Raw genomic sequence first — 12,616 nt, forward strand, 5'->3', positions numbered from 1 at the left:
ACGTTGAACCCGATGGGCAGAATAATGAGCGCAAGAAACACCCCCACGCTAATCGCGGCATAGGTCCGTGGCGCGCGGGGCGCGATGGCAAGAGCGTCTTGATCGCGGCAATAACGGTTTTGGGGGCTCATCCACTAAATCCCTGTCGCGACCCGATGACTTCACTTGCGCGTGTTAGTCAGAAAACCCCCAGAGCCTTAAGATTTAGTGAAGATTAACCATGCCAACGATCAAGGTGACACAGACGCAACGCCAATCTGCACGCTGCTATACCCCGGAGCCTGAATTGATAAGCAACAGGAAGGTTTGCCATGCAAATGACAATCGGGATCGGCACGCAGCTTGGGCAAACAGGAGTTGGCGACATCCGGACGGTGCCAGAGGTCACGCCACCGGCAGGGGTGACGGAAATTTTGTCCGATGGCTGGCGCGCAATTTATCCTGATATTGCAGGGGAAATAGCCGACCCTATTGCGGTAGAAAGACAGGGGTTTGACGGGTCAGGCGCGCAGGTCATGCATATGGAAACCATCACAATTTCCGCCCGCGTTCGCGCCCCTTACCCCAATCACGCAACCCTGACGGATGGTGATGTGGCTTTGTCGGACTATGTTTTCGCGGCCGACACGGTAGCCGGCGCGACCAACACAAGCACCCGTGCCTACCCCAAACCGATTGCGATGTGGCTTAACCATGATCGCGAACATGCCACCGGACCGACCCATAGGCTTCGTCTTGCTGTCGCACATGCATTTGCGCGCCAAGGACGCCCGGTTGCTGCGGTGCAGTTTATTGCCACTGACGGGGTTACCAGCGTCGCGCAAACAGTGTCGGCAATGACGAAGATCAGCTTTGATGCCTCTGGCCTGCATGTGCCGCATTTTGCCACTGACATGGATCTGTCCTTGTTAACGCAAGGCGCTGTTCTGACAATTGATGCGGTAATCTATCCTTGGGTCGGCGAGGCGTTTACGATTTCGCTGCACGCCGATCCTTACCCTTCCCCGAACTTGACCACATTGCGTCTGTTGAATGATCGCTCCGGTGCTTATGGAACCGCCTTTGCCTATGTCGATCCAACCGCCGGCGATGATGGGGCGGGTGTCGTTTCAGCCAACCCGGCGCATGCCGCCGCACTCCCTTTTGCGTCGATTGCGGCGGCGAGCACGGAAATTCGCGCGTTCAACTCGACCACATATGGCCGCGTGAATGATGCGGGTGGTGGCGTCATCCGGCTGGTCGAAGGGGTACACAGCTTTAGCCCGTTCAAAAGCCAAGGCAGCAGCGTTGATGTCCCCTTGATCGTGGAGGCCGCCGACCCTGCCGCGCGGGAAACGACCGTTCTGACAGATGGGGGCAGCAGCAAGTTCAACGCCATTCCAACCCTGCTGAAGATACGCAATCTGACCCTGCGCAAGACGGGCGCAAGCGTGGTGTTTCTGGACAGTGCCGCGTCATCGGCCAGCAGTCTTTTCGTGGCGGAAAACTGCATTTGGGATGCCAATAACACCAATTACTATGGCGCGTGGGTTTATCGCGTTGGTCGGTTCTTTCAAAGAAACTGTAGCATTGGTGCGGGGGGCGATCCACAGCAGGGCAACTTTTTCTCGACCGAAGCCACGATGGTAACGGCCATTGGTTGCGAGCGCTGTGCGGGGTCGATCACCTATCAAGCGGCGGGGTGTTCGGACCTGCCAGAGTTCACCTGGCGCGATGCCACAACCGCCCGGCCTGAAATGACAGGAATTTTCCTTGGCTGGAATAAGTTCTCTAACGGGACAACGACCAACCCGATTATCAGTGTCAGCGCCCCGATTGGGCCGCGTGGCCTCGCCTTTGTCGGGAATGTCGTTGAAAGTTGGGGTACGAGCAGTAATGCCGCGATCCGGTTGAATGCAGATAGCGATGCAAATCCGGCGGAAAACATCGTTGTTCAACACAACACTGTCGTCGGAGAGCGCGTCAATCTGCTGTATCTGGATGGCGCTGTGAACGTGGCTAAATCCGCACATGTTAAGTTTAATCTGTTTGAACGGCTGAATATGAAAAGCGATGTATTTGCGAGTCAAAGCGGGAATACGGGGAACTGGCCGGTCAGATACAAGGTCGGCTGGTCGTTCAATGCGATGTTGAACGGTTCAAATAACGCCACAGATTACGGGCCGGCTTCGTGGCTTGGGGAGATCGGTTCGACGGGGGAGGTGACGGGTCTTCAGCCGGACTTCGTTGCCGATCAGTCGCATCAGGGGACAAACACGGGCAACGGAGACTATGCGCCAAATGCGGGCACTGCCGTGCCGGTCATTCCGCTGGGAGCCGCTGCATATTCATTTGACCTGATGGGAAATAGTATCGGCACCGCAGCCTATATCGGGGCTATCGCCACGCCCGCCTGACGGGCCGCTGAAACGCGCCGGCCCGCACGTAGTCAAGCGCGGGCCGCTCTATCCAATGCCACGATGCAACGGCACAGAGCAGGACCATCGGCAATGACAGCGCGATGTTCAACAGTGGCCCCATTGGCCCCCAGAGCCAGATTGCGAGGCCCTGCATCGGGAATGCATAGATATAGATCCCGTAAGAATAGTCGCCAAATCTGTTAAAGCTTTTGGCAGCGCCCGATGGCGCATATCCCAGCCAAAATACCGTATAGCTGAGCGCCAATATCAGCGTCGGAAAGGCAAGGCGGGTTTCATGGCTGAGCCAGGCAATCGCCACCAGCACCAGCATGACCGGGACAGACAAGGTGATCTGACCGCGCCAGACCCAAAAGATGGTACCGACCAAAAACGGGAACGACAGCGTTTGTAACTGGATCAATCGCGGCGGCCAGTCGAACGGCAAGGCCGCCAGACACGCATAGAAAATCAACACGGTGCCAAAGGAAACGCGTGACGACAGCACGCCGGTCAGGCCCAAGATAAACAGCCCGAAATAACACGCGACCTCATGCGCCAACGTCCAGATTGACCCTTCGACTGTAGGGTAGGGCAAATCAGTGAATACGCCCGGAAGGGTATATTGCGGGGCGATCAAGGTGACGTTTCGGGCAAGAAAAGAGAAGGTGTTAGGGTCTGATAGATAGTCTAATGCGGGTAAAGTCGTCACCAAGGGCCCAAGCGTAAAGGCCACAAACACCAGCGAGGCTGCGAGGCCGGGAAACAGCCGGCCCATGCGTGCGAGGATAAAGTCCGCAGGCGAACGTGACCGCTCAAAACTCCCCGCGATCAAGAAACCGGACAGCGCGAAAAAGACATAAACGGCCAGTTCCCCCATGGTGTGACCGGTTGTGGATTCCAGCGGCTCGATGCTGTGCGGTCCAAGCGATATGGGCCATGCATGAGAGATAAGCACAGCATTGGCTGCGCAAAACCGGATCAGGTTGAAATTATTGTCACGCCCGTGCGCGGCGGAATGCAGGCGAATTGTGGTGTTTTGCCTGAAACGGGTGCGTGTTGAATTAGATTTTAACCCCATGCTCATGTCTCCGCCATAAATCCGGTGGCGGTATTGCAGCGCAGATAGGTCATCAACTCAGCCATCGTTAGGGCAAGAACAGCGAAGCTCGCAGAAAAAAGGGCCGCAGCGGCCCCCCAGCTAAGGTGGTTACCGACCATAACGGCAGTGCCTAGAATAAGCATGGCGATGGCAAGCGGCATGAGGAGCGGCCGCAGCGGCAAGGTCTGGCGACCAAGGGCCAATGACAAGCCGACCCCAAAACCCGCAGCTTCCCCGACGATACCGATCCAGACCAATATCATAACATTGCCCCCGTCTTTGACGGCCAGCCATGCGACCGGCAAAAGCGACACCCGCACAAGGTTTGTGATAACTTCATTCTTGGTGTGGCCTGCCGCTAAGGCAACGATTGCGCAGCCCCCGGCGAAAACGCGAACCGCGTATAATGTGGCCAGCCAGACCAGCAACGGGATCGCGGCCGCGTATTTTTCCGACAGCACTGTCAGCAAAAAAGGCCCACCAAACAGCGCGACACAGACAACCATCGCGCAGCCCATGAGAATATGCGCCTGCAAGGTGGCGGTCACTAAACCTGCATAGCTGCGCGTCCCACGGGCGGCCGAAAGCTGCGGCAGGAAAAAGCTCATCGTGCTGCGCGAGATCACCAAGGCCGGGGTTAGGGTTAACGACAGCGCCATCGAAAAAAGCGCCAGCGTTTCAAGGCTGAACCGAAGTGCGATGATGCTGCGTTCCCCGTGAAACACCAAGAACAGCAATGCCCCGCTTACCATCAACGGCCACCCGAACCGAAGCGATTGCTGCATCGCAGAGCGATCAAAACAAAGGCGATATGGCCGTTTTGCGACACCATGCGAGACGATGAACGAGAGTGCGGTTTGCACCAAAATTGAAAACAGCAGAACACGGTAATCACCGAACTGCTGATACAAGGGCCACACAGAAAGCAGCGACGCGGCGGGCGGCAGCAAGCCAAGGGTAACAGTCGGGCCGAACGCCATCTGGCGACCGAAACGATGCGCGTCAAAATGGGTAAACCCCAGAACCAGCGGCACAAAAGCAATCAACTGAAACGCCCAAAGCGCCTGTGGTATCCCAAAAAATGAGGCGAGGGGTGATGCGATGAGCAGCAGCAGACCTGCGCAGAAAATACCCCTTATCGCAGCAAACCCTTGCAGGCCATTTTGGAAAGACGGGCTATCACCGTCAGCCGATTGGGCCATTTGCTGTTGCAACCCCAGGGCGGTCATCATCTCGATCATGGCCAAGGTCAGGAGGAATATTGATCCCACCCCGAAATCTTCGAGACTGATCAGGCGCGACACCAAAAGAGTGCGGGCCATCATCAAGGCGGCGCTTGCAACGTTTCCGGACAGGATCAAGCCAAGGGAGCGGAACATCTTGCGCTAACCCGCTCTGACGGAGCGCATGGAAACCGGGTCAAAATTTCGTCTATTCTGCCGCTTTTCATCCGGTACAGGTTTCAAGCCCTCGTGGCGGGGCAGGGCAGGGGTTTCAGCCTTTCGCAAAGACGGTTGGTTAATTCGCATCAGTTCTGTTCCACTGGGTGACAAGGTGGCTATCAACCCCGCCCAAAATAAGATGCAGCATCCGCCTTGCGCGATAAATCCGGATCCTGACGAGGCAGGAAAATGCTTTGCCACGGTTGCGCAACCCGCTGATCCTTCTGCAAAATAATATGCGCGGGATTTCAGCGATGGGTGATCCAACCAACAGCAATGCCTTGCCGATCCACCAGAATCTGCGGGCCTGTCCGCCAGCCTTTTGCAGGTCGTGAAAAATATGGCGGTCCCATTTGATCTGAAGGTCGGAGAAGCAGAGCCGGGGTGGATGGAATACCGTCATTTCAGGAAGATAATGAATGGTGTGGCCCAATCGGGTGGCCCGCTGCCCCCAATCGCGGTCTTCAGCGATTTTCAGGCCCGCAAACGGGCCAACGCGGTCAAAAACCCGTCGCCGCACCACCATATTTCCGGTGCCAGTAAACCCTTGCCGCCGGATGTAGCGATCCATTCGATAGGCAAAAATGCTTTCATATGCTTCGATCGCGGTCAGCCGTTTGGGGTCATCATAGGCGATCCGCACATCGCCGCCCAAGATGTCGACACCTTGATTCTGCAAGGCCCGTTCTGCAACGGCCAGCCAGTCAGGGGCCGGGATGCAATCGGCATCGATAAAGGCAATAATCGCGCCTTTTGCCTGTTCTACCCCAAGGTTTCGCGCCAAGCCCGGCCCCGCCAGCGGTTGGTGAAGCAGTCGGACATTGTCAAACTTTGCGCAAATACCATCGGGTGGGCGGGCAGACCCGTTATCAACCACAATGATTTCAACGGGCTGCCGCCGACCCGCATCAAGAGCAGTCAGGCAGCGCAGTAAACCCCCAGCTTGGTTAAGATGGGGGATCACGACGGTAATCTCTGTCAAGGCGCGCGCATGGTTCATCCGGTCTTAAGACATCTTTTAGGTAAAGGTTTGCTTAACGCCTGCGCCTGAATTTCAAACTTATTCCCTAAATCCGTGGCTGATTTGCGCCAACAATGGTTCGGTCAGATAGTGAAAAACGGATTTTTCACCCGTCTGAAGAAATACATCAATGGGCATTCCAGCGATCAATCGTTCGGCCTTGGGCAGCCGAGCAAGCTCGGCCTGTGGGACATCGAGGGTAACGCGATAAAAATATTCGCCTGTTAAGCGGTCTTGAACGGTTTCCGGCGACACTGCAGCAACAGTTCCATCCAATTTCGGCGCGCTCTGTTGATCCAACGCTGTCAGGGCGATCTGTGCCAGCTGGTCCTGGCGTACCTGATTTATATCGCGCGGCGGCACGCGCACCTCAAAGGAGAAACCGGCATTCTGGGGTATGATCTGCAACAGTGTATCCCCGCCACGGATCACGCCCCCAAGCGTCGTCATGGCAAGTTCATGAACGATCCCATCTGCGGGCGCGCGTAGATCCAGGCGGTCAAGCTGCGCCTGAAGGGTGAAAATCTGTTGTGTCAGCTCGTCTATTTCAACAAGCACATCGCGCAGGTCACTGGTGACTTGTTCCTGAATTGTGCGGAATTCTTGGGATGCATCTTCGGCCACCTCGTGCCGTCTGATCTTCATGCTTGCCAGCTCGGATTGTCGGGCCGCGAGATCCCCTTCCAAGATGGCCTGCCTGCGCAGCGCATCTGTCAGTTTTTCCTGTCGCGACAGTCCTTTTCCCATCAATGCATTGATATTCCGTAGTTCCTGATCCAACAAAACCTGCCGCCGTTCCAGCGATGTGATCTGCGCCAAAACCCCCTGCATCTGGGTGTCCAGATCGGCAATGCGCCCGCGCATCTGACGTCGCGACCCGATCCTAAGGTCCCTTCGGGCTTGGAAAATATCCTGCTGAAGGTTTTCAGCATCGCCTAAATAGGCGCTGAGTTCAGAAACCGGAATCCGCAGTTCGTCATAGGCGAACACCAACTGCCGCGCCCCGGTGCGTTCTGCGTGCAATCGCGCGCGCAAGGTGAGCGCCGCAGATAGATGCGTGCGGACCCGGCCAAGATTGATTTTAACAAGGGTCGGGTCCAATCGGGCAAGCACCTGACCTTTTTCAACAAAATCACCGTTGCCAACCAAAATTTCGACCAGGGCACCGCTATCAGGGCTTTGCACGGTTTTGGGTTTCCCCGCGACGCCGACTTGCCCGGTTGCGATAACCGCGCTGCTGATTTTTGTGGTGACAGCCCATCCGCCCAGAATTCCGACAAGGATAAAGACGGCGCTAAAGCCAACAGCGCTTAGTCTTGCCAGGCTCGTTTCAGGCCCTGACGGGGTATTGATCGGCATATTGGTCCTCTCAGGCAGCAGCAGGTTGCATGTGCAACACACGCCCGCTGAAATCGCCTGAAAGATGTGTCAGCTTCGCGGCAGCGAGCAGTCAAACAGAGGACTAATCCTGACGAATCAATATTAATTCGCCGCGGATTTACGAAAAATTCATTTCTTTTGACACCAATAAACGAACCTTTTCTTAACTCCGCAGGGCATATGACGACACACACAGATCGCCACATTCTGATCGTCGTCGAAAACCTGCCGGTACCCTTGGATCGCCGCGTCTGGCTCGAGGCGACGACGCTTGCGCGCGCAGGTTACGAGGTTTCTGTCATCTCGCCTATGGGGCGCGGATGGGATGCCACCTACGAGGTTATCGAAGGCGTGCACATTTATCGATACACGCTTCCGGTCGAAGCACATTCCGGCGTTCTCGCCTATGCTCAGGAATACGGTCATGCCATCTGGCAATGGTATAGGCTTGCCAAAAAGGTGTGGAAAAGACGCCGGTTCGATGCGATCCAAGGCTGCAATCCACCTGATCTGGTCTTTTTGCTGGCGCTTTTATACCGGCACCGGAGCGTCAAATATATGTTCGACCACCATGATGTCAGCCCGGAACTATTTGAGGCCAAGTTTGGAAAACGTGGCGTGATACACTGCCTGATGTGCGTATTGGAACGGATCACTTTTCGGGTCGCTGACGTTTCAATGGCAACCAACGACAGTTTTCGCGCCATCGCGATGACGCGGGGCAAGATGGACCCGTCTGATGTTTTCACCGTTCGGTCCGCACCAAAAACCGAACAATTCCTGCCCGCCACCGGCGATGCGACCTATCGCAAAGGGGCCGAAACTCTGGTCGGCTATGTTGGCGTCATCGGGCAGCAAGAAGGCATGGATTTACTGGTGCGCGCCGCCGATCATCTGGTGAATGCGCTTCACAAGGATGTGCATTTTCTGATTATCGGCTTTGGTCCGGCGCGTCGTGACATGATGCAAGATGTGACGGACCGGGGCCTGACAAAGCATTTTACCTTTACCGGTGCCCTGTATGGCCCAGATCTTTTGGATGCTTTGAATGCAATAGATATTGGTGTGGCATCGGACCCTAAAAATACGATGAACGACATTTCGACGATGAATAAGGTGATGGAATACATGACCTTGGAAAAACCCGTGGTTCAATTTGACCTGACCGAAGGCCGCGTGTCGGCTGGCCCCGCGTCGCTCTATGCCAAACCCAACGACCCCATTGATTTCGCAATAAAAATTGAAACGCTGATAGACAACCCCGCGTTGCGACGCGACATGGGTAAAGCAGGGCGCAACCGTGTTCTGGACCGATTGTCCTGGACGCATTCCGAGCAATCGCTTTTGGCGGCCTATGCACGTTTGTTTGAAAAATAGACTTAATAACGCGTTTCAAAATTGCGGGTAAGGGAAATGAAAACCTCGTTTGATCGCCCTGCACCCGTGACCGTATCGCGGATATCACGGCGGCGCAGCCCGATGTTGAATGTCGCGTCACGTTTCAATGTGCGCGCATAACTAACAGCGATTGCGCGGTTCATCGTGGTTAATCCCGACAGGGTATTTTCCGCCTCTGCCCAGTCGAGGCGAAACAACAGCCGGTCCAATGGGGTCATATCCAGATGAACCCCCACCCCGAATTGTGTATTGATCTGTTCGCTGTCATCCTGATCACTGCTTGCTAACGCGCGTCTTAGGCGGGTTTCCACACCCCCGAAAGGAAGTGCGGCATGGTAGTTTAGATGCCCGATGACATGCCGGTCGCCGCCCGCAGTGCGGCCGATACCGGCACCCGCCACAAACGCCCCATCAGGCAAGCTGATGCTCCGCTCGATCATTGCGTGCATGCGATGCCCGCTTTCCGTCGACACATACCCGTATTTGAACGCCAGCGGCCCGCTCGGACGATCAATTTGGTAAGTAGTATCAAAGCCGTAACTCTCGCGGCGGCCGGTCACTGTCTCTTGATTGAAAACGCGATAGCCCAATGTAGTGGTCAGCTGGCTGACCCTGTTCAAATCCAGCCGCGCCATCAGGTCGATCCGCTGGCGTGATGCGCCGCTCAGCACTTGGCCGCCTTGTCCGATTGCGGTGCCGCCCTTGTATTTGACCTGTTCGCTGGCCGCCAAAATACCGAAACCCAAGGGGGCATTTTCTCTCCATTTCAGGTTTAGTTCAGCACTGAGCTGCCTGCGCCTTGCTGTCCCGATAGGAAGCGCTGGCCCAAAGGCGGTCGCGTCCATCTGAATCAAATCAGCCTCTTTCACACTGGCGTCAAAGGTTAACGAGGCATCGCGCGCCTGTCGAAAATACTGGATCGCCAAGAACGGATCGACTGCCCCATCTGCCACGCTTCCTGCACCCGCGCCCCCCGATGCGCGCAGGGACAGCCCGCCTTTCAAAGCAAGATGCTGACTGCGCGTTTCGCTAAACAGTCCAAAGCGGAAAGCGGTGCTTGTCTGGTTCAGTCTTTGCGGGTTTACCGTGTTGAGCGCCGGGTTAGAGTAGCCCTGCACCGAGGTTTCGACCGAAAGAGTCAATGCGATGCCACCCGTGCCACCGGCTTGCGCCAGATTGGTGAACAAAATCAGAATCGCCACCGTCAAAAGGCTGCATCGTATCGGGCCAATCATGCCCTGGCCTTCATTCAAACAGACGTCTTTGGGGTACAACGATCACGTCGCCATCTTGCAATGTCATCTGTGCGGCCGCAGACCCTGCTTCGATCTGTTGGTAATTCAGCGGCACGATCTTGGCCGCGCGCCGCAATTGGACGCGTTTGATCGCTGCGAATTTGGTGAACCCGCCCATCGCGGCAAAGGCTTGCAATACATTGGTATTTTCCGGAATTTCGAAATGTCCGGGTTTGTTTGCTTCGCCCATTACGAATACGGAAATCAGCTTTGGTTCCGTTGGCTGGCGCATGTCGGGTCGCCTTTCTGCCAGTCGTTCGACAGACACAAATACATTCGGCGGGTTGGCGAAACTGGCCGACAGACGCGCGGCAAGGCCCCGTTGAACCGCCTCGACGGGCTGCCCGGATATCCGCATCGTTCCGGCCATCGGCACCGAAATCCTACCATCCGGCGTGACCAGAACGGACCGGTTCAGTTCAGGGTCCTCCAGCACTTCGATCCGCAGAATATCACCCGGCCTGATATGGTAAGACTGCGCCGCAACACTGCCCGCCCCCAGGATCACGGCCACATATATCACGGTGGTCAGCCGGACATGAAAAATCGTTCGAGCAAGCAACCAACGCATGTGTTTCCTTTCAGACCTGAATCTTCCGTCACATCCAATTGACCCCGTAGGAGTTAAAGAATTGTAAACGGTTAACCATGATCTTGATCCCGACTTGAATTGGACATCGGGATGGGACGGCATTGTGGAAAAGATCCTTTTGATCAAAGGCAAAGGCGGGTTGGGCAATCGCATCCTCTCGGCGGTGTGCGGCCTTGTTTATGCGCGGCTCACCGATCGCACCCCCGTCATTGACTGGCGCGACGGCAGCTACGCCCCGATCGGGACAAATGCCTACCCCTTGCTGTTTAACACGCCAATCACGCAAAGCGCCGACGCGTTCGACGCATTTTCGGGGCCGGTTTCACCGCAAATCTGGGCTGGGAATCTGCAATTGACGCCGCAGGAAATGATCGAAAAATACGCGCCCCACAGCCATTCGAACCCCTTGGGGTATCGCAAATTTTGCGTTGATCTGGGGCGGTTGAACACATCCGATGATGTCGCGGTTTTCTGGTCGTATCTGCCAAAGTTCCGCCGCATCGCCCACCACCTGCGCCGGCATCCCGAGTTTGCCGGCAAGTCAGAGCGCCAGATCGTTGCAGATTGTCTGGGCCAGTTTTTCACACCAAATGACCATGTTCTAGGACAGGTCACCGAAAATGCCGCCAGGCTGTCAAAGCCAAGTATTGGCGTTCATATCCGCTATACGGATCGCAAGATTCCGCTTGGGCCCATCAAAACGACCCTCAGGAAAATGGTAAGACAACTCCCCGACGCGTCAATCTTTTTGGCAACGGATAACGCGGATGTTCAGGCGCAAATGGCGTCGAAATTTTCCGGTGTGCACTTTATAGACAAATACCTGCCAGCCGATGGCAGCAGGCTCCATTGGCCCACGTCCGACATTGCAAAGCTGGAAGAGGCCGAAAATGCCCTGATTGATATGTGGCTTTTGTCGCGCTGCGACCACCTGATCTATTCGCGCCATTCGACGTTTTCGGTCACCTCGTCCTACTTGGGGAATATCCCTACGTCGCGGTTACATGACGTTGATCGCCTGACAGCTTCCGTTGTCGCAAAACGTTGGATTCAGGCCTATGCGTAACCTGCCAACCACTCGGCCCGCCGCGCCCAAACCACCTGCCAATGATGCGCCGTTTCACGCAGTCGTGCATTGCGAGAGATGGTTAACGGGCGGGTACCAAAATACCGAAGCGCCCCCCATAACCACATCAGGAAAATACCGCTGCCGATTTTCCAGCGAGGCCAATGATCCCGTATCAGTGACGCGCGTGATTTCATGACGGAAATCGTCTTTTCCTCATTTCGGGTGGTCGATGCGCCGACGTGATGGGTGATCTGGGCGTCAGGGGTGATGGCAGGCAGATACCCAAGTTTGCGCGCACGCAGGCACAGATCTGCATCCTCTCCATACATGAAGTATTTTGGCCGGAACCCGCCAAGTTGCTGCCAAAGCGGTCGCCCGATCATCAAGAAACACCCCACGACAATATCGACTTTGCGGATACTGTCCCTTTGCCAGCCGGTGTATTTCTCGGGGTTAACCATGTCCGATTCCGGCCAAAGGGTCGTCAGACCGATTGCCCTGAAAAACAGGCTCCTGACAGATGGTGCCGCCCAGCAGGACGCGATGTTCAAAGACCCGTCGGCAAACACGGTCCGCCCGCCCCAAATCCCTGTTTCGGGATAGGATTTTGCAAATTTGACCAGCGCATCGACAGCCTGCGGGTGGGTTTCCGTGTCGGGGTTCAACAGCAAGAAATAAGGCGTGGCGCATTCAGCCGCGACCACATTATTCGCCATCGCGAACCCGATATTTTCGGCCGATGCGATGACCCGCACTTGTGGGAAAGCAGCCCTTATTCTTGCGACTGAATCATCCCGTGACGCGTTGTCAAACACGACGCAGTCAAACACGGTATCCTGCGTATTGGCATATAGGGTTTCGACCGCTTTCAGCGTCAGGTCAGCCGTGTTGTAACTTATGATAATGACAGTCAATTCGGCA

At 55.7% G+C, this 12,616-nt stretch carries 10 protein-coding genes; 3 read left to right on the top strand and 7 right to left on the bottom strand.

The window, feature by feature from the left end; all coding sequences use genetic code 11:
* Positions 1-311 precede the first annotated feature (311 nt).
* Complete coding sequence (locus ACSQ13_RS00885; protein WP_295513095.1) at positions 312-2,396, top strand: hypothetical protein; 2,085 nt, start codon at positions 312-314, stop codon at positions 2,394-2,396.
* On the opposite strand, the gene ACSQ13_RS00890 is transcribed toward ACSQ13_RS00885, so the two are convergent.
* The 4 genes from ACSQ13_RS00890 to ACSQ13_RS00905 form a co-directional block, all read right to left on the bottom strand.
* Positions 2,377-3,477: an acyltransferase family protein gene (locus tag ACSQ13_RS00890; protein WP_295513094.1), complete on the bottom strand. Its 1,101-nt coding sequence runs from the start codon at positions 3,475-3,477 to the stop codon at positions 2,377-2,379. The genes ACSQ13_RS00885 and ACSQ13_RS00890 overlap by 20 nt on opposite strands.
* Positions 3,478-3,479: 2 nt before the next feature.
* Positions 3,480-4,877: an oligosaccharide flippase family protein gene (locus ACSQ13_RS00895; RefSeq protein WP_295513093.1), complete on the bottom strand. Its 1,398-nt coding sequence runs from the start codon at positions 4,875-4,877 to the stop codon at positions 3,480-3,482.
* Positions 4,878-5,016: 139 nt separating this feature from the next.
* Complete coding sequence (locus ACSQ13_RS00900; RefSeq protein WP_295513092.1) at positions 5,017-5,940, bottom strand: glycosyltransferase; 924 nt, start codon at positions 5,938-5,940, stop codon at positions 5,017-5,019.
* Positions 5,941-6,000: 60 nt separating this feature from the next.
* The gene (locus ACSQ13_RS00905) at positions 6,001-7,320 is read right to left on the bottom strand and encodes an HlyD family type I secretion periplasmic adaptor subunit (protein WP_295513090.1); all 1,320 of its coding nucleotides are present in this window, start codon (positions 7,318-7,320) and stop codon (positions 6,001-6,003) included.
* Positions 7,321-7,521: 201 nt separating this feature from the next.
* On the opposite strand from ACSQ13_RS00905, the gene ACSQ13_RS00910 reads away from it, so the two are divergent.
* Complete coding sequence (locus ACSQ13_RS00910; protein WP_295513088.1) at positions 7,522-8,718, top strand: glycosyltransferase family 4 protein; 1,197 nt, start codon at positions 7,522-7,524, stop codon at positions 8,716-8,718.
* A gap of 2 nt (positions 8,719-8,720) precedes the next feature.
* On the opposite strand, the gene ACSQ13_RS00915 is transcribed toward ACSQ13_RS00910, so the two are convergent.
* Both ACSQ13_RS00915 and ACSQ13_RS00920 read right to left on the bottom strand, forming a co-directional pair.
* Complete coding sequence (locus ACSQ13_RS00915; protein WP_435988062.1) at positions 8,721-9,941, bottom strand: hypothetical protein; 1,221 nt, start codon at positions 9,939-9,941, stop codon at positions 8,721-8,723.
* Between the two features lie 43 nt (positions 9,942-9,984).
* Complete coding sequence (locus tag ACSQ13_RS00920) at positions 9,985-10,605, bottom strand: polysaccharide biosynthesis/export family protein (protein WP_295513085.1); 621 nt, start codon at positions 10,603-10,605, stop codon at positions 9,985-9,987.
* Between the two features lie 124 nt (positions 10,606-10,729).
* Here ACSQ13_RS00920 and ACSQ13_RS00925 point away from each other — a divergent pair, with 124 nt between their 5' ends.
* A complete protein-coding gene (locus tag ACSQ13_RS00925) occupies positions 10,730-11,692 on the top strand; it encodes a NodZ family protein (protein WP_295513083.1) in 963 nt (320 codons plus the stop codon).
* Here the strand turns inward: ACSQ13_RS00925 and ACSQ13_RS00930 are convergent.
* Complete coding sequence (locus tag ACSQ13_RS00930) at positions 11,683-12,609, bottom strand: glycosyltransferase family 2 protein (protein ID WP_255200231.1); 927 nt, start codon at positions 12,607-12,609, stop codon at positions 11,683-11,685. The two genes, ACSQ13_RS00925 and ACSQ13_RS00930, sit on opposite strands and share 10 nt — an antisense overlap.
* Positions 12,610-12,616 lie beyond the last annotated feature (7 nt).

The sequence above is a fragment of the Sulfitobacter sp. SH22 genome (assembly GCF_965641905.1).
GTDB lineage: Bacteria > Pseudomonadota > Alphaproteobacteria > Rhodobacterales > Rhodobacteraceae > Sulfitobacter.

Excerpts from the sequence above, each read along its gene's own strand:
- ACSQ13_RS00885 (WP_295513095.1), top strand. The coding sequence starts at position 312 with ATGCAAATGACAATCGGGATCGGCACGCAGCTTGGGCAAACAGGAGTT.
- ACSQ13_RS00920 (WP_295513085.1), bottom strand. The coding sequence starts at position 10,605 with ATGCGTTGGTTGCTTGCTCGAACGATTTTTCATGTCCGGCTGACCACC.
- ACSQ13_RS00890 (WP_295513094.1), bottom strand. The coding sequence starts at position 3,477 with ATGGGGTTAAAATCTAATTCAACACGCACCCGTTTCAGGCAAAACACC.
- ACSQ13_RS00905 (WP_295513090.1), bottom strand. The coding sequence starts at position 7,320 with ATGCCGATCAATACCCCGTCAGGGCCTGAAACGAGCCTGGCAAGACTA.
- ACSQ13_RS00910 (WP_295513088.1), top strand. The coding sequence starts at position 7,522 with ATGACGACACACACAGATCGCCACATTCTGATCGTCGTCGAAAACCTG.
- ACSQ13_RS00900 (WP_295513092.1), bottom strand. The coding sequence starts at position 5,940 with ATGAACCATGCGCGCGCCTTGACAGAGATTACCGTCGTGATCCCCCAT.
- ACSQ13_RS00895 (WP_295513093.1), bottom strand. The coding sequence starts at position 4,877 with ATGTTCCGCTCCCTTGGCTTGATCCTGTCCGGAAACGTTGCAAGCGCC.